The sequence below is a fragment of the Mycobacterium sp. ITM-2016-00317 genome (assembly GCF_002968295.1).
In the GTDB taxonomy this organism is placed as follows: Bacteria; Actinomycetota; Actinomycetes; order Mycobacteriales; family Mycobacteriaceae; genus Mycobacterium.
Genome location: NZ_CP134399.1, coordinates 854725 through 878765 on the forward strand (window position 1 = coordinate 854725; position 24041 = coordinate 878765).

A 24041-nucleotide genomic window follows, 5' to 3' on the forward strand; every position below is an offset into this window, starting at 1 on the left:
GAGATTGGCTCCAAAGGTCTATGTACCCCTCATCGCTATCGCCGGATAGTGGGCATGGTTGGTTGGGTCGTTAGCTGAGACATTCGCAAGGGCGTCGCTCACGGATCCACTCGGATCGGCTTGCAGGAGAGGGGTTTCGCCCAGCATGGAATGTCCCACGTGTTTGCCGGGCGGCTCCGCCGATACCGATGGAACGGTCTGAGCACGGATGGCGCGGATCGCGGTCTTCGGCGCCGGCCACCTCGGTGTCACGCACGCGGCCTGCATGGCCGAACTCGGGCACGACGTCGAAGTGGTCGACGCCGATCCCGCCCGGCTGGGGCGTCTACGCGACGGTGAATTCCCTTTCTACGAACCAGGATTGCAGGAGCTGCTGCGGCGGCACCAGGCGGATGGCCGGCTGTGTTTCACATCCTCCTACGACGAGGCGACTGCATTCGCGTCGATCCACTTCATCACGGTGGCGGTCCCGCCGACGCCCGGTGGCCCCGGCGCGGACCTCAGTGGACTGCATGAGGTCGTCGAGAATCTGGCCCCCCGATTAACGGGGCCGGCGGTGGTCATCGGGAAGTCGACCGCACCGGTGGGCACGGCCAGGCAGGTGAGCGCCCGGATTCGGCAGCTGGCGCGGCCGGCTACGCCGTCAACGTGGGCTGGAATCCGGGTTTTCTGCGCACGGGTCGTGCGGTGCAGGACGCGTTGGCGCCGGACCGGATCGTGCTGGGCATCGAAACCGACCGGCTGGACTACGCCGAGCGGGCGCTCAGAGGTGTCTACGCCAGGTTCGTCGACGCGGGCACGCCGTTCCTGGTGACCGACCTGACCAGCGCGGAAATGGTCAAGTCGGCCACGAACGCCTTCGTGGCGATGAAGCTCTCCTTTGCCAATGCGGTGGCGGACATGTGCGACGGCGTCGGGGCGGACATCGGCTTCGTCGCGGACGCGGTGGGCCAGGACAGGCGTATCGGGCGGGATCTGCTCGACGCCGGCGTCGGTTACGGCGGAGCGCTGCCCGGCGAGGTCCGCGCGCTCATGGCCCGAGCCGGCGAGGTCGGGTCTGACGAGATGCTGACGCTGCTTCGGATGGTGGACAGCATCAACGTGCGCCGCCGCTCCAAGATGGTGGAGCTGACCCGCGGTGCGCTGGGCGGCCGGCTCGTCGGTTCGCGGATCGCGGTACTCGGGGCGGCATTTACGGCGGACTCCGACGACGTCCAAGAATCGCCCGCGCTCAACGTCGCGGGCCACCTCCACGCCGAAGGCGCCTCGGTGAGCGTCTTCGACCCGCGCGCGATGGACAACGCGCGCCGTGTGTTCCCGAACTTCGACTATGCGGCGGACGCCGTCGAGGCGTGCCGCGGCGCCGACGCGGTGCTGGTGCTCACCGAGTGGCAGCAGTTTCGGGACCTGCATCCGGCAGATCTGGACGGCGTAGTGGCGGGACGCAGGATCATCGACGGCAGGAACTGCCTGGATCCCCAGCTCTGGCGCGGGGGCGGGTGGGAGTACCGCGGGATGGGCAGGCGGGTGGCCGCTGTCGGGGGTGGGAATCCCGTACGGAGCCAGTCGATCTCGACGTCGAAGGTGTGGAGTGAGATCGTCCGGCAGCGCTTCGAATCGTGGGGTGAGACGGCCGACACCGGGTAACCGCTCGCAAACGGAGTTCGTGCGCAGCGCGTCACACCGACAGGACGTGGCCTTCGCGCGCGGGGACCGCTCCGTCCAATAACGCGGTGTAGCAGGCGGTGACGGCGTCAGGGCCGTGGCCCGGCACCACGGTCATCCACGGGTCGTCGGCGCGCGTGACCGGTTCCATGAATGCGAGCCAGGCGCCCGCGAGGCGCTCCAGCAGGCCGGCCGGGCCCCAGTCGGCGGCGCGCTTGGTGGCCCAGTCGGGGACGAAGAACAACGTCGGGGCGGGGCCGGGCAGATTGTCGTCGCCGCCGAGGGCGTCCCAGTGGGTGCCGCCGACCGCGCAGTCGTAGGTCAGCCGGTCGCCCAGCCGGTGGTGGACCGCGGCCCGCACGGATGCGCTGCCGCTGAAATCGACGTAGACCGCGGACGTCTCGGGCAGGGCGCCGATGTCCTCGTAGGTCAGGACGTCGTCGTAGCAGCCCAGCGAGCGGGTGAAGTCCAGGTTCGCCGCCGAGGTGAGCCCGACGGTGCGCGCCGCGCCTGCGCGGCGCGACAGACAGAACGCGGTGCCGTATGCGGTCTTGCTCGACGCGCTGGACAGGATCGCGGTGTCGGCGCCGAAGGACCGGTTCTCGGTCAGGAAGTCGTCGAGCAGGAACGACGTGGAGAACAGCGGCCTCAGCAGGGCTTGTTGGTCCTCGTAGGCGGCGACGTATCCGGGGTCGGTGCTGCAGCGCACGTAGCGGTTGTAGATCGGGTGCAGGCCGTTGCGGTGCTCGGCGGCGTCGGTGAATCCGGTGTCGTCGACCGGGCCGGGCTGGAGGACGACCTCGCCGGCCACGGGGTAGTAGCCGTAGAAGCGGTCTCCCGCTTCCACGCCGGGCCGGCGCGACTCCGCGACGGTGCCGAATCCCCATGCCGGCAGCGAGCCGGTGGCCGGATCGCCGGTCGGGAAGAACTGCCAGTAGTTCATCAGTTCACCGAAGCCGGCGTAGGTGATGTTGTTCGACGTGAGCGCGAACTTGTCGATGCGCATCCGGACCGCGCCGTCGGTCAGGGCGGGGGAAGGGACGTCCCGCCAGTGCGTCTGTCGGATATCACCGCGCTGGATCTCAAGCCGGGTCGTCATCGACCCGATGGTAACCCCGATGTGCCCGACGAAACAGGACGTAGACCGGTATCCCGGACCCGCCGTACCGTGGTCGGACTATGACCACCGCACAGAATCGATCCGTTCTGCAGGTCGGGCCGCTGATGCCGTCGCTGGCCCGCACACTGGCCGACGACTACGCCGCGTGGCGGCTGCCCACCGACACCGCCGAACGCACAGCCTTCCTCGCCGAGCACGGCCCCGAGATCACCGCGGTCGTCACGTCGGGGCGCACCGGTGTGGATGCCGCGCTGATGCAGTCGCTGCCCAACCTGGGTGCGGTGGTGAACTTCGGCGTCGGTTACGACACCGTCGACGTCGACGCCGCGGCGGCCCGCGGGATCGCGGTGAGCAATACGCCGGACGTGCTCACCGACTGTGTGGCCGACACCGCGGTGGGACTGATGATCGACACGCTGCGCCGGTTCTCGGCCGCGGATCGCTATGTGCGGGCTGGGCGTTGGCCGCTCGACGGTATGTATCCGTTGACCCGCCAGGTCAGCAACACCAGCGTCGGCATCATCGGGCTGGGCCGCATCGGCACGGCGATCGCGTTGCGGCTCAATGCGTTCGGCTGCGCCATCAGCTACCACAACCGCCGCGAGGTAACGGATTCGCCGTACCGCTACGCGGCGTCGCCCGTGGAGCTGGCCTCGGCAGTGGACGTGCTGATCGTGGCCGCCGCCGGCGGTGACGGCACCAGGGGGCTGGTCGGCCGCGATGTGCTCGACGCGCTCGGCCCGCAGGGGTACCTGATCAACATCGCCCGCGGCAGCGTCGTCGACCAGGACGCACTCGTCGCGGCGCTGGTGCAGGGCAGGCTGGCCGGGGCCGGTCTCGACGTCTTCGCCGACGAACCTCAGGTGCCCGAGGAGTTGTTCGCCCTCGAGAGCGTCGTGTTACTGCCCCACGTGGGCAGCGGCACGGTGCAGACTCGGGCGGCGATGGAGGCGCTCACCCTGCGCAACCTCGACAGCTACCTGAAGACGGGCGAACTCGTCACCCCCATCTGACCCCGCCGCCGAAATTGCATTCCAGTCGGCGCAAACCGGCGAAAGTCCACGGGGAATGCAATTTCGGCGGAGATCGCCCCGCCGTCAACCCGCGCGACGCCGCACGGTCACCGGCAGTCCGTCCGCCGGTGTCGGTCCCGTACCCCACGTCAGCCGCGGGTAATAGCCCTCCGGAACCGACCATTCGAAACGTCGCAGTATCTGATGCATGGTCGCCTTGACCGTCATGTCCGCGAACTGCTGACCGATGCACTTGTGCGCGCCGCCGCCGAACGGCGCGAACACGTACCGGCTGACGGCGTGGCCGGCGCTGCCGTCGGTGAACCGCCCGGGATCGAACTGATCCGGGTCGTCCCACCAGTCGGGCAGCCGCATCGACGCATAGACGCTGATGGCCACCTGGCTCTTTGTCGGAATGTAGTGTCCGGCAACCTCGGTGTCCTTGACGGTCTGACGGAACAGGGTGCCCGCCGGCGCGTACATGCGCAGGATCTCCTTGAACGCGGCGTCGAGCAGCGGGTAGTTCTCCAGGGCGGACAACGTGGGGGAGTCGTCGGGGCGGCCCAGTGCCTCGTCGCGTAACGCATTCTGCCACTCGATGTTGCGACCGAGTTCGTAGGCGAGCATGGACAACGCGATCGCGCTGGTGTCGTGGGCGGCCATCAGCAGGAAGATCATGTGGTTGACGATGTCCTGGTCGCTGAAGCGCAGGCCGTCGTCGTCTCGGCTGCGGCACAGCATCGAGAACAGGTCGGTGCCGTCGCTGCCGCGGCGGTCGGGAAGCTGGGCGTGGAAGTACTTTTCGAGTCGTTCGCGCGCCCGGAGGCCGCGGGCCCATAGGCCGCCGGGGACGTCGACGCGCACGACTGCCTGCCCGCCGCGCACCGTGGCGTGGAAATCGTCCGACAGCCGCTCGGATTCGGGACCCAGCCGGGCGCCGACGAACACCTCGGTGGCCTGCTCGAGCAGCAGGCCCTTGATGGCATCGTAGAACGGAATCGTCTGTGCGGCAGGCCAGGTGCGCAGCATTCGGTCGATACTGGGCTGCATGAGCTCGAGATAGCCGTTCAGCGCGGTGCGGGTGAAGGCCTGCTGCATGATCCGGCGGTGATCCCGGTGCTCGTCGAAATCGAGAAGCATGAGGCCCCGGTGGAAGAACGGGCCGATCATCGGTGCCCAGCCGCGGGTGCTGGAGAACGCTTTGTCCTTGTTGATCCACGCGGTCTCGAGTGCCTCGGGGCCCATCAGAGTGACCACGCGGAAGCCGACACCGCCCGCCCAGGACACGGGGCCGTACTGCGCATAGCGGCGCCGTGCGAACTCGAGGGGCTCGACGATCGAGCTCATGATGTGTCCGAGAACGGGGACTCCGTAGTCGCCCATGACCGGTTTGAGCCCGGAACCGGCCGGGGGTACGGCCAACGGGTGTGCGGTGGCGGGATATCGCGTCGCCAAGGACGCGCCGAGTACCTGTAACCGGTGTTTGACGTCGAGGGTGTCGGTGACCGTCATGGCGTCCTCCAGCATCGGTTCGGAGCCGTGTCCGCTATCTGGTACGAAACCGTCCCAAAAAGCTCCGCGGGTGTCAAGAGTGGTTGGCGGACCGGCCTGTCTGGGTGCGACCATCGTGCAATGCACGACACGCCCCAGCGCAGTTACGGCGGGCAGTCTGCCGAGGCCCGCCGCGAGCGCAGACGCGGGCTACTGCTCGATGCCGCCATCGCGGCCATGGCGGCCGGTGAGTGGCGCGCGGCCACGGTCGAGAAGCTCTGCGCCGCAGCCGGATTGAACAAACGCTACTTCTACGAGAGCTTCGCCGGTCTCGACGAGGTCGGCGCGGCGGTCGTCGACGACATCGCCGACGAGGTGCGGGAGTCGACGTCGGTGGCGTTGGCGGGAGCCCCCGCCGACGACGTCGCGGCACAGGCGGCCGCGGTGGTCGACGCACTGGTGCGCGCGCTGGTCGCCGATCCCCGCCGCGCGCGGGTGCTCCTCGGCGGCGTGGCGAGTTCATCTGTGCTGCACCAGCATCGCAGCGCGGTGATACGCGACCTGACCGGGATCCTGATGGCGCACGCCCGCACGATCCACGACGTCGAACTGGAACGGGACCCGTTGGCCCAGGTCGCCCCGGCCTTCCTGATCGGCGGGACCGCGGACGCCATCCTGGCCTTCGTCGACGGGCGGGCGAAGGTCTCGATCGACGATTTGATCAGCAGCCTGACCGCGCTGTGGCTGATCACCGGCAACGGCGCCGCCGAGGTGGCCCGCCTCCGCCTGTCGGACTGACCTCTTTCGCCGAAATTGCATTCCACGCGGCCTCCAGGCGCAAAACCCCTGCTTGGATGCAATCTCGGCGAGAACGCGGACAGGGGCGACGGGGGCCGGGGTGACGGCGACTGTGCGGTCGCGGGCGGTCGCGGTAATGTCGAGGACCAGTCTCAGGAAGATTGGTAGCTAATACATGGACCTCGTACTCGGTTTGTCGATGACGCCGTCATCGATCCGCTGGGTCCTCGTCGACGACGCTGCGGGCGCAGAGAGCCGCACCGTCGACCGCGGCACCGCCCCCGTCGACCCCGATTTCAGCGCTGACGCCCTGGTGGGCGCGCTGCTGGACCGGCCGGTGCACGCCATCGGGTTGACCTGGACCACCGACGCGGAGCGCGTCGCGAGCGCAGTCTGGCAGGCGCTGACCGATCGCGCGGTCGAGAACGTGATCGCGGTGTCCGACGTGGAGGCAGCCGAAGCGCTGGCCTGCGGTATCGCCGACCTCGCCGGCCTGGAGCGGGTCGTGGTGTGCGTCGCCGAGCAGGGCGCCTCGGTGATCGCCGCGGTGACCCCGGACGGGGTGACGGCCGACCGTGTGGACCCGTCCGCGCTCGCCGAGGTCGACGGGCTGGATCCCGACGCGGTCTTCGTGCTCGGTTCCGGTGACGTCGCGGGTGTGATGGCCGCCGTCGAAGAGCGTCTCGAGGTTCCGGTGGTCTCCGCCGACGAGGCCGACCTCGCGCTGGCCCGCGGCGCGGCGCTGGCATCCGGTTCGGCGGTGTCGCTCCTGGACGCCGAGGCCGCGCCCGGTCGGCGCAGGTTGTCGCCGACGGCGACGCTGGTGTCGGTGCTGGCAGCCGCGGTGGTGACGTTCGTGGTGTCGCTGTCGGTCGCGGTGGGCATGAGCCTGGCGCCGGACGATCCGGCCCCGCAGATGGCCCGCGCGGTGACCGAGCCGACCGTCGAGCGTGTCGCGCCGCCGAAGCCCGCCACCGCAGCTCCGCGTGCCCCCGAGCCGGAGGCGCCACCGCCGCCGGCCGCACCCCCGGTCGCCGAACCTGTCGCCGTTGAACTTCCGGCCCCCGCCGCGGTGCCGCCGCCACCGCCGGAGGCGCCGCCCGTGTACGAGGAGCCCGCCGCCCCGCCGCCGGTGATCCCGCCAGCGCCGGCCTATGTGCCGCCGCCCCCGCCGGCCAACTTCGTGCCGCCCGCCCCGGCGGCGCCGGCCTACGTTCCCCCGCCGGTCCAGGCTCCGGCGCCGATTCCGCCGGTGCCCCAGCAGCCGCGTCTGCGCGACCGCATCATCGAGCGCCTGCCGATCATCAACCGCTTCCACGAACCGCAGTTCTGAGCTGCGGCCGCATCGCGGCGCCCAGAAGACCGATCATCTCCGGTGATGACGGCTGCCCGCTTCATGGTTTAGGCTCACCGAAACATTGATATCGTCTACTCGAAAAGTGGGCGGGACGTGTCGGAGGTGGCGTGCGGGTGCGGATCCGGTTTCGGGCGGCCAGAGGCGTGGCGGCGCTGGTCGCCGCCGCGGCGGTGGTGGCGGCGTGCGCACCGGACGGCGACTCTGGAGCCGACCAGCGGCCGGTGGTCCTCACGACGTTCACGGTGCTGGCCGACATCGCGGCCAACGTGGCCGGTGAGCATCTGACGGTGGAGTCGATCACCAAGCCGGGCGCGGAGATCCACGGGTACGAGCCCACCCCGGGTGACATCAAGAAGGCCGCCAAGGCGGACCTGATCCTGGACAACGGCCTGAACCTGGAGGCATGGTTCGCGCAGTTCGTCGACGGTCTCGACGTGCCCCATGCGGTGGTCAGCGACGGGGTGCAGCCGATGGACATCGCCGACGACGCCTATGCAGGCATGCCCAACCCGCATGCGTGGATGTCGCCGCTGAACGTGCAGATCTACGCGGACAACATGGCGGCCGCGTTCGCCGAGCTCGACCCGGAACACGCGCAGGATTACCGGGCCAACGCCGACGCCTACCGCGCCGAGTTGCAGGCGGTGCAGGACGACCTCGTCGGACGCCTCGAGGGGCTTCCCCCGGCGCAACGGGCGTTGGTCACCTGCGAAGGCGCGTTCTCCTATCTCGCCCGCGACGCCGGGTTGACCGAGAAGTACATCTGGGCGGTCAACGCCGAGCAGCAGGCCACGCCGCAGCAGATCGCCTCGACCATCGAGTTCGTCGACGCCAACGACGTCCCGGCGGTGTTCTGCGAGTCCACCGTCTCCGACGCGGCGATGCAGCGGGTGGTCGAAGCCACCGGCGCCCGGTTCGGCGGCGTGCTGTTCGTCGACTCGCTGTCCGGGCCTGACGGGCCGGTACCGACCTATCTGGATCTGATCCGCCACGACGCCGCCACCATCGCCTCGGCTCTGACCGCGCCGCGCAGCCCGTGACAACGCCTGCGCTACAACTGGATTCGGTCACCGTCCGCTACGGACCGGTGCTGGCCCTGCAGGACGCGACGGTGACGGTGGCCCCCGGCCGGGTATGCGGGCTGGTGGGGATGAACGGCTCGGGGAAGTCCACGCTGTTCAAGGCGGTCATGGGACTGGTGCGGCCCGAGGCCGGGTCGGTGGCGGTGCACGGCCACAGCTCGGCGCGGGCCCGCAAGTCGGGCGCGGTGGCCTACATGCCGCAGAGCGAGGCCATCGACTGGGCGTTCCCGCTGTCGGTGCGTGAGGTCGTGCTGGCCGGCCGGTACGGGCGGATGGGCCCGACCCGGCGCGCCCGCCCCGCCGATCAGCAGGCAGTGGACGAGGCGCTGGACCGCGTCGAGCTCACCGACTACCAGCACCGCCAGATCGGGCAGCTCTCCGGTGGACAGCGCAAACGCGCGTTCCTGGCCCGCTGCATCGCCCAGGGCGCCGACCTGCTGCTGCTCGACGAACCGTTCGCCGGCGTCGACAAGCGCAGCGAAGCGACCATCAGCCGCCTGCTGCGCGAGCTCGCGGCCGGCGGGGCCACCATCGTGGTGTCCACCCACGACCTGCATGCGCTGCCCGCGCTCGCCGACGAGGCGATCCTGCTGATGCGCACCGTGCTGCTGCACGCGGCGCCCGACGTGGTGCTGCAACCCCGCAATCTGGCCCGGGCGTTCGGGCTCGAGACCGTCGACGACCCGGCGGATACGCCGTGAACATCCTGGAGTTCCTGCTCGAACCGCTGCGGTTGGAGTTCATGGTCCGCGCCACCGTCACGACGCTGATCGCGTCGGTCGTGTGCGCGACGCTGTCGTGCTGGCTGGTGCTGATCGGCTGGTCGCTGATGGGGGACGCGGTGTCGCACGCCGTGCTGCCCGGCGTGGTGCTCGCCTACATCGTGGGCGCCCCGTTCGCGTTGGGGGCCATCCTGTTCGGCTTCGCCGCGGTCGCGCTGATCGGCCTCGTCCGCGACACCAGCCGCACCAAGGAGGACGCCGCCATCGGGGTGGTGTTCACCACGCTGTTCGCGCTCGGGCTGGTCCTGATCTCGGTGACGCCGAGTCAGGTCGATCTCGGGCACATCATCTTCGGCAACCTGCTCGGCGTCTCCCGCGCCGACCTGATTCAGGTCGTCGTCCTCGGCGCGGTGGTGCTGGCCGTGCTGATCGTCAAGCGCCGGGACTTCACGCTCTACGCGTTCGACCCCAATCACGCCCATGCCATCGGCCTCAATCCGCGCCTGCTCGGCGCCGCGCTGCTCGGGCTGCTCGCGATGACGGCCGTGGTGGCGCTGCAGGCCGTCGGGGTGGTGTTGGTGGTGGCCCTGCTGATCACCCCCGGTGCCACCGCCTACCTGCTCACCGACCGGTTCGGCCGGATGCTGTTGGTCGCGCCGACGATCGCCGCGGCCTGCGCGCTGATCGGGCTGTACTCCTCCTACTACCTGGACACCGCGTCCGGCCCGATGGTGGTGCTGGCCAACGGGGTGGCGTTCGCGCTGGCCTACCTCTTCGGCCCGCGCCACGGCCTGCTGGTCACGCGCGGCCTGCTGCCGACCCTCGGGCGCTGACGCCGACTTGCATGGTCAGCCAGGTGGCAGCGCGTGCCGTTCGGTACCTCAGCGTGGTAAGAATGCTGCACCCATGAAGCACGCCGCCGTGTCGCACTGACCCCGGTTCGCCCCCGACGGGCAACCGATCACAAAGGCGACTGAGAGGCGTCCGGGCAGCCCCGGCAAACGTGACGTCACTCCGATCGACAGACCGATTGGCCGCAGCCGAGGAGAACACCGGTGAATGCGACACCTTTCGGGCGCTACCGGCTTGAGAAGCTGATCGGCCGCGGCGGCATGGGCGAGGTCTACCGGGCCTACGACACCAAGACCGACCGCGTCGTCGCCCTCAAGGTGCTGCCGCACAGCATGGCCCAGGACGAGACGTTCAAGGCGCGCTTCCGCCACGAATCACAGGCCGCCGCGGGCATCAACGATCCGCACGTCGTCCCGATCCACGGCTTCGGCGAGATCAACGGCCGGCTCTACCTCGACATGCGCCTGATCGAGGGCCGCAACCTCGGCACGATGCTGTCCGAGTCCACCAAGCCGCTCGGCCCGGCGTTCGCCGTGTCGATCATCGAGCAGGTGGCCAACGGCCTGGACGCGGCGCACCGGCTGGGCCTGATCCACCGCGACATCAAGCCGTCGAACATCCTGATCACCGGCCGGGATTTCGTGTACCTGATCGATTTCGGGCTGGCGCGCAGCGCGGGGGAGCAGGGGCTGACCACGGCGGGAAGCACGCTGGGCACGCTGGCTTACATGGCCCCGGAGCGGTTCGAGGGCGGCGAGGTCGACGCCCGCTCCGACATCTACGCGCTGACCTGTGTGCTCTACGAATGTCTCACGGGCTCAAGGCCTTACCCCGCAGACAGCCTGGAGCAGCAGATCGCCGGGCACATGGTCTCGCCGATCCCGCGCCCGTCCGACGTCGACCCGAGGCTGGAGGCCTTCGACGAGGTCGTCGCCAAGGGCATGGCGAAGAAGCCGGCGCAGCGGTACCAGAGCGCCGGCGAACTGGCCCAGGCCGCCAGACGCGCCCTCACCGCGCCGGTGCGCCGCGACGGCCGCACCTCCCGGCACGCCGCCCGGCCGAAACGCGTGCGGGTGCCCAAGGTGGCGTGGGCCGTCGCGGCGGCGGCCGTGGCCGTCACGGTGGCCGGGATCGGGTTGTGGCAGTGGGCGCCGTGGCAGGGCGGCGACGGCGCGGGGTCGGCGCCCGCCGGTGCCGTGCCGGAGATCGCCGCATCGGTGCCCGCCGACATCCGCGACACCGGTCGCCTGGTCATCGGGGTGAACGTGCCGTACGCGCCGATGGAGTTCAAGAATGCCGACGGGCAGCTGGTCGGGTTCGACGTGGAACTGATGAACGCGGTGTCGCGGGTGCTCGGCCTGGTTCCCGACTACCGCGACACCCCGTTCGACACGATCCTGCCGTCGGTGGTCGACGGCACGTTCGACGTCGGGGTGTCCTCGGTGACCGACACCCGGGAACGCGAACAGCTCGTCGACTTCGTCACCTATTTTCAGGCGGGCACCCAGTGGGCCCGCAGACCGGGGGTCTCGCTAGGTCCGGCCGCCGCGTGCGGGCTGCGAGTCGGTGTGGCAGAGGGGACGCTGCAGGAGACCGAGGAACTGCCCGGCAAGAGCGACCAGTGCACCGCCGCCGGGATGGCCCCGATCGAGTTGGTGGTGTTCCGCAGCCAGGACGAGGTCACCACCGCGCTGATCAAGGGCGAGGTGGACGCGATGTCGGCCGATTCGCCGGTGACCGGGTTCGCGATCAAGCTCAGCCGCGGCGGGCTGGTGCAGGCCGGCGACGTGTTCGACTCGGCGCCGTACGGGTGGCCGGTGGCCAAGGGGTCGGGGTTGGTCGAGTCGCTGACGCGAGCGCTGGAGCACCTGATCGACACCGGCGAATACCGGGCCATCGCGACGATGTGGGGCGTCGAGCGCGGCATGGTCGATGCTCCAGCCGTCAACGGCGCCACCCGCTGATCCGTCACACTGCCGTGTAAACGGCTCCCTGGGCGGGTACGTCGGCAGTTCACGACGATCCCGAGGAGACGCCGATGAGCGACGACAAGGCAGCCCAGACCCGCGAGAGCTTTGCGGATTCTGTGAAGGGCAAGGCCAAAGAGGTGGCCGGGGCGGTCACCGGAAACGATTCATTGACTGCCGAAGGCCAGCTGCAGCAGGCCGAGGCCAAGGAACGGCGCGCGGCCAGCCGAAACGAGGCCGAGGCAGACGCCGAGGCCGCGCAGGCGCACGAACGCGCCAGGGAGGCCGAACTCGAGGGTGCCCAGCAGCGTGCCGCGGCGGAAGTGCAGGCCGCGGCCGCCGAAAGCCAGGTCCGCAGCGAGCAGGCCGCACAACGGCAACGCGCCGAGGAGGCCGGCCGCCAAGACGTCGCCCGGGCCCAGAACGCGTTCGACGCGCAGGCCGAACAGCAGGCGCGGCAGGCCGCGGCGGAGCGGCGCGCTGAGGTCGCCGAAGCCGCCGAGGAGTACCAGGAGGCGGCCGCCGACTACCAGCAGGAGACGGCAGAGGCCGCCACCGCCGAGGCCCAGGCGGAGCGGCTCCGTGCCCGCGCCGAGGGCAACGACTGACACGCAGACGACATCAAGGAGATGACGATGAGGATCACGGACATTCCGTTCGCCGTACTGCGGTTTCAGTACCGGCTGGCGCGCACGCCGCTGCGGGTGCTGGAGAGCACGGTCATGACGAGGGTGGACGACGAGGCCCCGGCGAAGCTGTTCTACGAACGCGCGATCGGCGCGGTGGACGCCGGCGCCGGAAGCTTCCTGCGCGACAGCGAGTTGGAGCAGGAGGGCATCGTGCGGATCGAGAAGGCCGCGGCGCTCGGTGAGGCCGCCCGCCTGGAGGAAGTCGCCGCGCAGAAGAAGCAGCAGGCCGCCGAGGACCTGAAAGACAAGCAGGAGAAGGTCGTCACCGCGCCGCAACGGGCGGGTCAGGAGGCGCGCCGTAAGGCGCAGGAGGCCCAGGACAAGGCCGACCAGCGGACCCAGGATGTGGCCGAGAGCGTCGCGTCGCGCACCGCGCAGGCCAAGCAGAACGTCGACCAGGCGGCCGCCCAGCGAGTCGAGGCTGCCGAGAAGGCCAAGCGCAGCGCACAGAACCGGAGCCGGGCCGCCGAGAAGGTGGTCACTTCGGCGGCGGACAAGGACCTCGACGACGCCGCGGCCAAGCGCGGTGAGGCTGCGGAGGCGTTGGCCCACGCAGAGCGTCTCGACGATTTCGCGGACACCGAGAAAGAGAAGCGGCAGGCGGCCCGGAAGAGCCAGCTGTGACCGCGCTGCCACCGGATCCAGATCCGAAGGACACCCCCGGCGTGGAGACCGCCGGGGGTGTCCGCCCGGGTGACACCCCGCCGGACTCCGCGCAGACCCGCGCGACCGCCAATCCCGATCCGACGGCCGGGCGCAACCTGAATCCGCGCGCGGTGATCACGTTCGTGGTGATCGGGCTGTTCGTGCTGCTGTTCGTGGCGACCGCGGTGTACCTGCTGGTCGACGCACTCGGCTGAGACGGGCCGGCTTACGGCCTTTTACCTTTTACGGCTTTTCACGGGCCGCAGCGGTAGTCGAGGCACACAATGGTGCCGTCCTCGCGTCCGCTGATGGTGCAGTGGTCGGCCAGGGCGTGCATCAGCGCGACCCCGCGACCGCGACGGTTCAGCAGGCGCTGAGGTGCGTGCGGCGGGGGTCGCCAGCATCCGTGGTCGGTGATGCACACGCTCAGGCAGTGGTTGCTGGGTTCGTAGTCCGCCCGCACGGTCATCGGGCCTGCCACGGCTTGATCGGCGTAGGCGTGGTCAACGCAATTCGCCAGAGCTTCGTTGACGGCCATCAGGATGTCGTTGCGCAGCAGATCGGAGATCCCGCGGTCGCGCAGCCACTCGCTGAACTGCCTGCGCAGCTGTGCGGCCTCCGTGGCTGTCGCAGCGCGGCTGACCGTCAGCTGTTCGGAGGTCTGTGCCGTCAGCGGCGCTGTAGCAGTCATGAGTTCGGGCTACCCGACTTGCCGCGTCTCTAGTCGCTCGCCGCGGGAATTCCCGCAGCCGTCACCGGACTGCGATGTTTGGCCTCCAGCGCGGTGCCCTCGATGTCGAGATCGGGCACGTATTTGTCGAACCACTTCGACCGAACCCACATCTTGTCGCCGAGCATCGCCATCACCGCCGGGATCAGCGTCAACCGCACCACGAACGCGTCCAGGAACACGCCCACCGCCAGCGTCAGGCCGATGGACTTGATGATCGGATCGCTGCCGGCCAGGAACGCGATGAACACGCCGAACATGATCAGTGCCGCGGCCGTCACCACCCGGGCCGACAGGCCCACGCCGTTGCGGACCGCGGCCAGCGCGGCCTCCGGTCCCGAGCCGCTGCCCAACTCCTCCTTGATCCGCGACACCACGAACACCTCGTAGTCGCTGGAGAGGCCGAAGATGATCGCCAGCACGATGATCGGCAGGAAGCTGATGGTCTCGCCCGGGGTGATCCCGAGAAGGTCAGCGCCCCAGCCCCATTGGAACACCGCGACCTGTACCCCGAGCGCGGCGAACACCGACAGCAGGAAGCCCACGATCGAGGTCAGCGGCACCATCGCGGTCCGGAACGCGATCGCCAGCAGCAGGAACGCCAGCCCGACGACCACGACGACGAACACCGGCAGCGCGGCGGCCAGTTTGTCGGAGGTGTCGATGTTGGAGGCGGTGTTGCCGCCGACGAGGATGGTGGCGCCGGTCTCGGCCTGGATCGCATCGCGGTCGGCGCGGATCTGATTGACCAGGTCGGCGGTCTCGGTGTCGTTGGGTCCGGTCTCAGGGATCACCTGGATGACCGCGGTGCGTGCGTCACCGCCGGCCGGTGCGGCGGCGACGACGCCGGGTTCGCGGCTCAGGTTCGCGGCGATCGTCTGGGCCGCGGCGGGGTCGGTCGCCTCGGACAGGTCGGCGACCACCACCAGTGGTCCGTTGAACCCGGCGCCGAGGTGCTCGGCGGTCAGGTCGTAGGCCTGCCGCGAGGTGTTGGTCTCGGGTTGCGAGGACCCGCTGGGCAGACCCAGCTGCATCGACAGGGCGGGCAAGCCGATCACGAGCAGCGCGACGGCTCCGCCGAGCAACAGCGGCTTGCGGAATCGCACCACGAACCGGGCCCACGCCGCGCCCAGCGTGCGTTGCGGGGTGTAGGCCGCCACCTGGGCGACCTCCCGGGGACGGTTGGGCTGCAGCGGTGGTTCGATGAACTTGGCGACCTTGCCGCCGGCGAACCCGAACATCGCGGGCAGCAGCGTCAGCGCGATCAGCATCGCGATCAGCACGGACGCCGCCGCGGCGACACCCATGTAGGTCAGGAACGGGATGCCGACCACGGACAGCCCGCACAGCGCGATCACGACGGTCAGCGCGGCGAACACCACCGAACCGCCCGCCGTGCCCACCGCCAGTCCGGCGGCCTCTTCGCGGGGCATCAGCAGTAGCAGGTTGTTGCGGTACCGGTTCAGGATGAACAGCGCGTAGTCGATGCCGCAGGACAGGCCGAGCATCAGGGCCAGCGACAGCGATGCGGTGGGCATCTCGACGAACGCCGCGACCACGAAGATGCCGAGCGCGCCGACGCCGACACCGATGGCGGCGGTCAGGATCGGCAGTCCGGCGGCGACGACCGCGCCGAAGGTGATCACCAGGATCAGGAACGCCACGCCGAGGCCGATGATCTCCGGCAGGTGCGGGACGGCGATCTTGTAGCCGGGGAACACGGCGCCGGAGTACTCGACCTGCACACCGGCGTCCTGCACCGGCTGCATCGCCTCCTCCAGCGCGGTGAGCGCGGGATCGCTGACCTCGCCGATCGGGGCCTTCCACTGCACGGTGCCCAGCGCGACCCGGCCGTCGGGGGAGACCTGCCGGGTCTGGGCGGGGCCGGCGGCGCCGGCGACGTCGGGGATCTCCGACAGGCCGGCGACCGCCTGCTCGATGGCCGGCGCGAACGCCGGGTCGGTCACAGAGCGTCCCTCCGGAGCGGCGAACGTGATCTGTGTCTGCGCCCCGGCGAACGCGGGCAGGTTCTGCTGCAGCTGCTCGACGGCGCGCTGCGATTCGGTGCCCGGGATGGTGAAGTTGTCGCTGGGTTCACCGCGGAACCCGACGAAGGCCACCGCGACCGCGGCGAGCACCGCCAGCCAGGCGCCGAGGACGACCCAGCGGCGGCGGAAACTGAACGCTCCGAGCGCATAGAGGTAGCGCGACATCGTGTTCCTCACGTCTGTTCACAACGGATGAAGATGCCTGTAGGTGCCCACTGTGCTGGGTGTTCATGCGCACATGTCCTGTGATTTCTGCGACCGCGTTCGTCCGCCGCGCCCTTGTTCGCTGGTTTTCCCCCCGTCCACCCAGTTGCCGAAGGGCGGGATGGACGCGCAGTTCGCGTGCGGGGCGCATTGTGCGCCCGGTCGAGGGGCATCGCACCGCCGCGGGACGCATTAACCCGGGTCAGGGGCCGGATGCCGACTCCCTGGACGGTGGACACGATCGCCCCGACTTGTCCGGTCGGCCCTCGCGAATGAGGGAGGGCGTGTACTCTCGAGAGCAGGCCGAGTTCGCGGACAATGTGTCCGCCCTCACGATGTGACAGAAAAGCACTCGACCCGCGACGCGATTTTCTTCGCGCGGACAATGTGCGGGCACGCCCCGCACCACCCAAGGATTTTCATATGGATACGTCTGACTTGTTCTCGCATCGGCAGACTCCGCAGGCCCAACCGCAGGGCAACACCTCCGATGAGCGGGTGCAGAACCCCGTCTTTTCCGACCTTCAGCAGAACGGGCGTCCCACTGAATCGCGTTCGCAGTGAACGGGATTCCGCTCGCGCGGCGGGCGGCGAAGCCGATCCGGGTCACGCTGGCCAAGGAACTCGGCGCCGGTATCGACGGCGCCTGGTGGCCGCATTCGGCCGCGATGGCAAGGGAACTGCCTGACCTCATCGGTGCACTGCACCCGCAGTTGGGCGAGGTCGTGGCCATTCGGGTGAACTGGTCGGCAACCGAGGGGCAACTCGACCTCGAGACCATCGCCAGCGCGGCGCACCAGAAACTCGCCGGTGAGCATCACCGCCGACCGCGCCTGATGAACATCGACGGCCGCACGGCGTGTGTGCAGTTGCTGGTGATACCGAGTATGACCTCTCAGGCATTGGGCGCCATGATGTTACGCACTGCCGCGGGGTTGCCCACCGGCAGTGGGGTGAGCGACGGCCGGCTGTTCGACACCGCGTGTGTCGTGATGCGGCTCGCCGAAGCCGAAAGTAAGAAGTGGAGCGAGGCCGTCGGTGCATGACGTGCTTGATCCCGTTGCCGCACAAGCGTTTACGTGGCAATAAATAGGAAAACTAGGCGTAGCGCACCTTTTCGTGCTAGCCTGATCATGGGTGTCTGTCTGACATTCGTACAAAGTGAGAGAAGAAATGTATGGCACAGGGAACTGTGAAATGGTTCAACGGCGATAAGGGCTTCGGCTTCATCGCTCCCGATGGCGGCGCACCGGATGTGTTCGTTCACTACTCGGAAATCGGCGGCAGCGGATACCGCTCACTCGACGAGAATCAGCGCGTCGAGTTCGAGGTTGAGCAAGGGAACAAGGGGCCGCAGGCCGTCCGAGTGACCGCGATCTAACAGACTTCAATACCGCAGTGTGGGCTGGCAGGATTTCCTGCCAGCCCACACTCGTTTGTGGGGGCCTGATTCTGGGCGCACGCCAGAACTGACTCGCCGGTAGTAAAAATTTCGGCGAAGGGCTCCGCGTGGCCGCCGTCCGGGGTAGACACGTACGACATGGGGGCCGGATCGTACGTAGGGCGAGTGGGCGGGTTGGCGGTCGCGCTGGGGATCGGAGCGGCGGTCCTCCTGGGCGCGGGGGCCGCGCACGCCGAGGACGACACCGGCGGTGCGGAATCCCGGACGTCGCAGACCGCCGCGACCGAGGCGTCGTCGACAGCAGCGAAGGCTGACGAAAAGGACTCGGCCACATCCGATTCTGAGAATTCGCCGACATCGGAGAACGACGACGATGCCGCCGAGGACACCGACGATGAGGCCACTGACGATGAGGCCACCGACGAAGCTCTTGATGAGGCCGTAGACGAGTCTGAGGCCGACGAAGCCCAGCCCGTCGAGACCGAGCCTGTCGAGACCGAGGTCGTCGAGACCGAACCCGTCGAGACCGAGACCGTCGAAGCCGAGCCCGCACAGACCGAGACCAGGGAACTGTCCGACGCGACCGTCCCCGAACTGCCGGCCACCGAGCCCGACGCGCCCACCGCGCCGGCGCAAGCGTCACTGGTCATGTCGGTCGTGGGCGCCGGCCGGGAGGCAACCGACGAGGCGCCGCAACCGGTCGCGGGCCGGCCCACCACCAGCCTGGCCGCCGACAAGTACCCCATCCCGACCGACGTCGTCGTCGAGGACTTCCGGCCGCCGTTCGAGTGGCTGCAGCACATCCCGCTGCTGGGCCGGTTCGTGGTCACCCCTCTGGTGTACCTGGCGCACGCGCTGCCGTTCGTCGGAGAGTTCCTGCACCCGCTGATCGGCTGGCCGGTCGACCATGACGCGGCGCCGGGCGACCCGAAGCCGCGCACCGTGCGGGTCACGTCGTTCGACGGCGCGAAGATCTACGTGCACTTCATGCCCGCCACCGGCCTGAAGGCCGAGCAGAGTGCACCGACGGTGCTGTCCGGTCCGGGGCTGGGCCTGCCGGGGGCCACCACGCTGGGCATCGACATCGACGGGTTCCTGCCCAACGACGTCGTCGGGGTCGGCATGCTGCGCAAGGCCGGCTACAACGTCGTGACCTGGGACCCGCGCGGCGAATGGCATTCCGAGGGCACCATGTTCCTCGACTCGCCCGACTACGAGGGCCGCGACATCTCCCACATCATCAGCTGGCTCTCCACGGTGGACGCAGTCGAGAAGGTCGACGGCGACCCGAAGATCGGCATGGTCGGCGCGTCCTACGGTGGCGGCATCCAATTGGCCGCTGCGGCAATCGATCGACGTATCGATGCGATCGTGCCGACCATCGCGTGGAACAACCTGGTGGACGTGCTGTTCCCGCGCCAGGCCGTCAACAGTGGCTGGGGCACGCTGCTGCCGACCGTGCTGGCGTTGACGCTGGCCCGCGAGCATCCGCGGATCTTCCCGGTGGCGATCGCCGGTGTGCTGTTCGGCTACGCCGACCCCGCCGACATCGCGCTGGTGGAGAGCTTCGGCTATCAGGATCAGTTGGCGGACATCAAGATTCCGGCACTGTTGATCCAGGGCACCGTGGACACCTTGTTCACACTGGATCAGGCGCACCGGAACGCGATGGAGCTGATCGCCAACGGCACCACGACGAAGGTGCTGTGGTACTGCGGCGGTCACGGTGCCTGTCTGAGCAGCTTCAACGACGGCCGCAAGGTGTGGGGCGAGACCCTTCAGTGGCTGGACCGCTACGTCAAGGGCAACGAATCCGTCGATCCCGGACCGCAATTCGAGTGGGTGGACCAGCGCGGCCAGTGGTACTCGTCACCGACGTACCCGGTGGGATCCGCCGGTGCGCCGGTCGAGGCGACCACCACGGACCCCAAGACCCTGCCGTTCGTGCCGTTCATCGGCGGTTCGGGCCCGAACCCGGCGATCCTGTTGCGCGGGTTGGTGCGCACCCTGGTCGGATTGCCCTCGGCGGCCCCGGCGTTGAACGCGGCGAACCTGCACGTGCCCGACGTCACCGAGGACACCCACATCGTGGGCGCACCGGAGCTGACGCTGACCTACTCCGGGACCGGCACGGCCAGGCACGTCTACGCCCAGATCGTCGACGACGAAACCGGGTTGGTGCTCGGCAATCTGGCCACCCCGATCCCGGTCGAGCTGGACGGGCAGTCGCGCACAATCACGGTATCCCTGGAGCAGGTGGCCCATACGCTGAAGCCCGGCCAGTCGGTGACCGTGCAGGTGGTCACCTCGACGTTCTCGTTCCTGAACTTCTACTCCTGGGGCAGGGTGACCGTGGAGGGCATGTCCGTCAGGTTGCCCACGGTGGTGGCCGCCGCGGCTCAGGACGCCGTGGCCGCGGCGTAGCTCGACGCCGTTTGCCGATTGGTATTTCCGGGGTGGTGGCCCGGGTACAGTAGGGCCATCGGCGGAATGTCGTACGCGGCTCTTTTCAGATCGCGTCGTCGCCGGATCAAATCGGGTCAGCACGCCGGCCCAGTCGGGATGCCACATGGCGCAACATGACAGGGGCGCCGGCTTCGGCCAGCCCCACAACGGACCCCAGAACACCCCGCGGCTACGACTCAAGCGGAAGTCCCCCATCACCGGATTCGTCGACGGAGCCTGGTGGCCGCACAGTGACGATCTCGCCGCGGAGCTGCCGGATCTGCTCGCGGTGCTGTCGGTCCGGCTCGGCGCCGTCTCCCGGGTGACCTACAAGCGCTCCGAGTGGGCGACCGCCCCGCGGAAGCTGGTCGTGGACGATCAGTTGATCAGGCTCGACGGCTACGACCGCCAGCCGGCCAGCACCGTCGGCGTCGTCGACTCGCGGGGAGCATCGATCGTGCTGCTCGTCGTTCCCGCGCACACCGACAGCGACCACGCGCATGCGGTGCTGATGGCCGCGGCCGCCCCCGACGACGCCACCACGGTGGACATGCTGCTCACGCCGGCAGCTCACTGAGTGCGCGTCGAAACATCGTGATGCTCAACGGGTTTACGGCCGGCCGGAGGCAACGTTTCACGGCCCGGTGCAGAACGTCACCCGCCGCGCCCACCCCGAAACCGGTTACCGCATCGGCGATCTCGATATCCGATACACGCAGGCCCGAGGGCTGGGCGCTGAGCCGCACGCCCACCTCCAGAACTGACGTCATGGAAGTGAGCGCGACGGTACCTCAGGTCAGCGCTTCTTGGCGTCCTGGATCGAATCGGCGGCCGAGGTTTTGGCTGCCGACTTCGCGTGCTTGTCGGCGCGCTTCTCTTTGAGAGACTTGCCGGACTTTTTCGTCATCCCCTGACGGGGAGATTTATCGGACATTGTTGGCCCTTCATCAGAGGCCCTGAGTGGTCCCGATAGCCCGACCCTACTCCAGCCGGAGGGCTCCGTCGGGTGTAACCTGGGAGCATTGGGAACCCAGCCGGTCTGGGAGGTCCAGCCGACCGCTGCTGATCTCGACGAGCAACCGCTCACTCCGCCGCGCCGGAACCACCGTACGTCTGGATTGTCTTGAACGCTCTGTCCGCCTTTGATTCTCTTTACCCGCCATCGGGGCGAACGCCGTCCGGCAAGGCCAAGTTCGGTCTCCTCGGCGCCTACCCTCCCACGCAGGGAGGGCTCGCGAACTACAGTGCGTCGCTGTCCGACGCGTTGCGCGCCCGCGGGTCCGAGGTCGACGTCATCCGGGTCGCCGACAGCGCGCCGTCGACCGGCGCCGGGGTGGTCGGTGAGCTGGTCAACGGCTCTGCCGGCTCGGCTGCCGACTGTGTGGAAATGCTCAACCAGAACGACGTCGTCGTGGTCCAGCACGAGCACGGACTCTATGGGGGCGCGCACGGCGACGACGTGCTCGAGATCGTCGAGGGGCTCCGCGTTCCTACGGTGACCATCGCCCACTCCGTTCTGAAAAACCCGGCACCACACCAGCGTTGGGTCATCGAGCGGCTGGCTGCCACCACCGGGCAGATGGTGGTGATGTCCGAGGTGGCACGCGAACGGCTGTGCAGTGAGTACGGCGTGGACCGCCACAAGGTCGTCAAGATCCCGCACGGCGCTGTTCTTCCCAAGGGGCCGAGGGCCAAGCGCGGCAGCAGGCCGATCATCCTGACGTTCGGCATGATGGGACCCGGGAAAGGCGTCGAGCGCGTCATCGATGCGATGGCCTCGCTGCAGAGCGTGGCCGGTCGCCCCCGGTATCTCGTGGTGGGCCGGACGCGTCCGGAGGTGCTGGCGCGCGACGGCGAGGCCTACCGCGAGGCGCTGATCGAGCAGGCCCGCCGCAACGGCGTCGCCGACTCGGTGTCCTTCGACGACCGCTACCACGACCGGGCATCGCTGGCAGCGCTGCTGCAATCCGCTGCGGTGATCGTGCTGCCCTACGACTCCACCGACCAGGTCACCTCCGCGGCCCTGGTCGATGCGGTCGCCAGTGGGCGACCGGTGGTCGCCACCGCGTTCCCGCACGCGGTGGAGATGCTGCGCGACGGTGCGGGCATCCTCGTTCCCCACGACGATCCCGACGCGATGGCATCCGCGCTGCGGACGGTGCTGACCCAGCCGCGACTGGCGGGGACGATGGCCGCGGAGGCGCGGCAACTGGCTCCGGCGATGGCATGGCCGGTGGTGGCCGACAGCTACCTGCAGTTGGCCGGCCGTCTGCTGGCGGCGCGCCGGGCCAGGGTCTGAGCCCAGGCCGGAGGCCGCCGCGAAAGTTGTTCTTCCGGGCGACTTCTGATATTGCAGCCGGGGCGTCCGCGAGAGGCGTTGACGCATCCGCCCGTCCTTATTAGGCTGAGGGACGCCGACGCGCTGCGGTCACCCGTCGGGGTGCCGTATGTGGTCCGCAATAACGGGTTCATCGCACAGCCCAGCCGCTTCACCCACCACCAAGGATCGGCAGGACACCTAAATTGGCAATCGCCGATCTCGCTGCGTACGCACATCTCAGTGGAGACGACATCGAAGCCCTCGGGCAGGAGCTCGATGAGATCCGCCGCGATGTCGAGGCGTCGCTGGGGGAACGCGATGCGGCCTACATCCGGAACACGATCCGGTTCCAGCGTGCGCTCGAGATAATCGCGCGGGTGACGGTGGCCTGCAGTCGTTCCCGGACCGGCTGGCTGGCCGGCACCGCCGCGCTGGCCGTCGCCAAGAGCGTGGAGAACATGGAGATCGGGCACAACGTGTGCCACGGTCAGTGGGACTGGATGAACGATCCGGAGATCCACTCCACCACGTGGGAGTGGGACATGGTCGCGGTCTCCTCGCAGTGGAGGTACTCCCACAACTACCGCCACCATGTGATGACCAACATCGTGGGCGTCGACGACGATCTCGGGTTCGGCATCATGCGCGTCTCCCGGGACGAGCCGTGGCAGCCCGTCCACCTGATGCAGCCGCTGCGGAACGTGCTGCTGGCCGTGATCTTCGAGTGGGGTATCGCGCTGCACGGCGTGCACTCCGAGCGTGATCGCGTGCTGCCGGACACTGTTCGGCTGGCGGAGGTCAGAGCGTCGCTGGGGCGCAAGATCGCCCGGCAGGTGGTCAAAGACTATGTGGTCTTCCCGGCGATGAGCGTCACCCAGTGGCGCAGGACGCTACTGGCCAACGTGGTGGCCAACCTCGCGCGCAACCTGTGGGCCTACGTGGTGATCTTCTGCGGCCATTTCCCCGATGGAGCCGAGAAATTCGCACCGAGTGTCATCGAGCAGGAGTCCAAGGGCGAGTGGTATCTCCGGCAGATCCTCGGTGCCGCGAACTTCAAGGCGGGCCGCGTGCTGGCCTTCGCGAGCGGCAATCTCTGCTATCAGATCGAGCATCACCTGTTCCCTGATCTGCCGAGCAACCATTACGCCGAGATCGCGGTCCGGGTGCGGGCGATCTGCGACAAGTACGGCCTGCCGTACACCACCGGTTCACTTGTGCGCCAGTACTTTCTGACGCTGCGCACCATTCACAAGTTGGCGTTGCCCGACTGGCTCCTCACCGCCACGAGCGACGATGCACCAGAGACCGCGTCGGAGAAGAAATTCGCCGGTGTGCCCGGCTCAGGGAGCGGATTGCGCGCCGCGCTGCGCAGGAACGCCCGCCGGCGGCGGCAAGCCGCCTGACCTGGCCGGCGCGACGGCAGGATTGTCATAGCCGCTCGACCGGAGCGAGAGCAGCGTAGGGTTGGCAGGTATCGGGCAGCTCGATTGC

Annotated in this window: 21 protein-coding genes and 1 pseudogene; 17 read left to right on the forward strand and 5 right to left on the reverse strand. The window is 68.8% G+C overall.

Annotated elements, in window-relative coordinates:
* Positions 1-208 precede the first annotated feature (208 nt).
* Positions 209-1647, forward strand: a pseudogene (locus tag C6A87_RS04195) (UDP-glucose dehydrogenase family protein).
* A gap of 31 nt (positions 1648-1678) precedes the next feature.
* On the opposite strand, the gene C6A87_RS04200 reads toward C6A87_RS04195, so the two are convergent.
* Entirely contained in the window at positions 1679-2764 is a 1086-nt protein-coding gene (locus tag C6A87_RS04200) for a DUF2855 family protein (protein WP_311116118.1), read from the reverse strand.
* Between the two features lie 80 nt (positions 2765-2844).
* Between C6A87_RS04200 and C6A87_RS04205 the strand changes: the two genes are divergently transcribed.
* Complete coding sequence (locus C6A87_RS04205; RefSeq protein WP_311116119.1) at positions 2845-3798, forward strand: 2-hydroxyacid dehydrogenase; 954 nt, start codon at positions 2845-2847, stop codon at positions 3796-3798.
* Positions 3799-3882: 84 nt separating this feature from the next.
* Here the strand turns inward: C6A87_RS04205 and C6A87_RS04210 are convergent, their stop codons facing one another.
* Positions 3883-5310, reverse strand: a complete 1428-nt coding sequence (locus tag C6A87_RS04210; RefSeq protein WP_311116120.1) for a cytochrome P450 — start codon at positions 5308-5310, stop codon at positions 3883-3885.
* A 120-nt stretch (positions 5311-5430) separates the two neighbouring features.
* On the opposite strand from C6A87_RS04210, the gene C6A87_RS04215 reads away from it, so the two are divergent.
* The 9 genes from C6A87_RS04215 to C6A87_RS04255 all read left to right on the forward strand — a co-directional run bounded on the left by C6A87_RS04215 (position 5431) and on the right by C6A87_RS04255 (position 13616).
* Entirely contained in the window at positions 5431-6087 is a 657-nt protein-coding gene (locus C6A87_RS04215; protein WP_311116121.1) for a TetR/AcrR family transcriptional regulator, read from the forward strand.
* Between the two features lie 175 nt (positions 6088-6262).
* Complete coding sequence (locus C6A87_RS04220) at positions 6263-7420, forward strand: hypothetical protein (RefSeq protein WP_311116122.1); 1158 nt, start codon at positions 6263-6265, stop codon at positions 7418-7420.
* Between the two features lie 137 nt (positions 7421-7557).
* Complete coding sequence (locus C6A87_RS04225) at positions 7558-8484, forward strand: metal ABC transporter substrate-binding protein (RefSeq protein WP_311116123.1); 927 nt, start codon at positions 7558-7560, stop codon at positions 8482-8484.
* Positions 8481-9227 (forward strand): metal ABC transporter ATP-binding protein, encoded by a 747-nt coding sequence (locus C6A87_RS04230; RefSeq protein WP_311116124.1) that lies wholly within the window; start codon positions 8481-8483, stop codon positions 9225-9227. Before C6A87_RS04225 ends, C6A87_RS04230 begins: the two co-directional genes overlap by 4 nt.
* A gap of 41 nt (positions 9228-9268) precedes the next feature.
* Positions 9269-10081 carry a metal ABC transporter permease gene (locus C6A87_RS04235; protein WP_396837067.1) on the forward strand — a complete coding sequence of 271 codons (813 nt, stop codon included), beginning with the start codon at positions 9269-9271 and terminating at the stop codon, positions 10079-10081.
* A gap of 222 nt (positions 10082-10303) precedes the next feature.
* Positions 10304-12064 (forward strand): bifunctional serine/threonine-protein kinase/transporter substrate-binding domain-containing protein, encoded by a 1761-nt coding sequence (locus C6A87_RS04240; protein WP_311116126.1) that lies wholly within the window; start codon positions 10304-10306, stop codon positions 12062-12064.
* A 74-nt stretch (positions 12065-12138) separates the two neighbouring features.
* The gene (locus C6A87_RS04245) at positions 12139-12675 is read left to right on the forward strand and encodes a CsbD family protein (protein WP_311116127.1); all 537 of its coding nucleotides are present in this window, start codon (positions 12139-12141) and stop codon (positions 12673-12675) included.
* 27 nt (positions 12676-12702) lie between these two features.
* On the forward strand, positions 12703-13380 hold the full coding sequence (locus C6A87_RS04250) for an IF2 family translation initiation factor (RefSeq protein ID WP_311116128.1): 678 nt from the start codon (positions 12703-12705) through the stop codon (positions 13378-13380).
* Complete coding sequence (locus C6A87_RS04255; protein WP_311116129.1) at positions 13377-13616, forward strand: DUF6480 family protein; 240 nt, start codon at positions 13377-13379, stop codon at positions 13614-13616. Before C6A87_RS04250 ends, C6A87_RS04255 begins: the two co-directional genes overlap by 4 nt.
* A 38-nt stretch (positions 13617-13654) precedes the next feature.
* Here C6A87_RS04255 and C6A87_RS04260 read toward each other — a convergent pair whose 3' ends face one another.
* Complete coding sequence (locus tag C6A87_RS04260) at positions 13655-14092, reverse strand: ATP-binding protein (protein WP_311116130.1); 438 nt, start codon at positions 14090-14092, stop codon at positions 13655-13657.
* 29 nt (positions 14093-14121) lie between these two features.
* On the reverse strand, positions 14122-16344 hold the full coding sequence (locus C6A87_RS04265; protein ID WP_311116131.1) for an MMPL family transporter: 2223 nt from the start codon (positions 16342-16344) through the stop codon (positions 14122-14124).
* A gap of 599 nt (positions 16345-16943) precedes the next feature.
* Here C6A87_RS04265 and C6A87_RS04270 point away from each other — a divergent pair.
* The 4 genes from C6A87_RS04270 (at position 16944) to C6A87_RS04285 (ending at position 20807) form a co-directional block, all read left to right on the forward strand.
* Entirely contained in the window at positions 16944-17429 is a 486-nt protein-coding gene (locus tag C6A87_RS04270) for a DUF5994 family protein (protein ID WP_311116132.1), read from the forward strand.
* Positions 17430-17560: 131 nt separating this feature from the next.
* Complete coding sequence (locus C6A87_RS04275) at positions 17561-17764, forward strand: cold-shock protein (protein ID WP_003929859.1); 204 nt, start codon at positions 17561-17563, stop codon at positions 17762-17764.
* A 159-nt stretch (positions 17765-17923) separates the two neighbouring features.
* Complete coding sequence (locus tag C6A87_RS04280; protein WP_311116133.1) at positions 17924-20209, forward strand: CocE/NonD family hydrolase; 2286 nt, start codon at positions 17924-17926, stop codon at positions 20207-20209.
* A 145-nt stretch (positions 20210-20354) separates the two neighbouring features.
* Complete coding sequence (locus C6A87_RS04285) at positions 20355-20807, forward strand: DUF5994 family protein (RefSeq protein ID WP_311116134.1); 453 nt, start codon at positions 20355-20357, stop codon at positions 20805-20807.
* Here the strand turns inward: C6A87_RS04285 and C6A87_RS04290 are convergent.
* Positions 20788-21000 (reverse strand): hypothetical protein, encoded by a 213-nt coding sequence (locus tag C6A87_RS04290; protein WP_311116135.1) that lies wholly within the window; start codon positions 20998-21000, stop codon positions 20788-20790. The genes C6A87_RS04285 and C6A87_RS04290 overlap by 20 nt on opposite strands.
* A 353-nt stretch (positions 21001-21353) precedes the next feature.
* On the opposite strand from C6A87_RS04290, the gene C6A87_RS04295 reads away from it, so the two are divergent.
* Both C6A87_RS04295 and C6A87_RS04300 read left to right on the forward strand, forming a co-directional pair.
* Complete coding sequence (locus tag C6A87_RS04295; RefSeq protein WP_396836996.1) at positions 21354-22529, forward strand: glycosyltransferase; 1176 nt, start codon at positions 21354-21356, stop codon at positions 22527-22529.
* Positions 22530-22753: 224 nt separating this feature from the next.
* On the forward strand, positions 22754-23953 hold the full coding sequence (locus tag C6A87_RS04300) for an acyl-CoA desaturase (RefSeq protein WP_311116136.1): 1200 nt from the start codon (positions 22754-22756) through the stop codon (positions 23951-23953).
* The last annotated feature ends 88 nt before the right edge of the window (positions 23954-24041 follow it).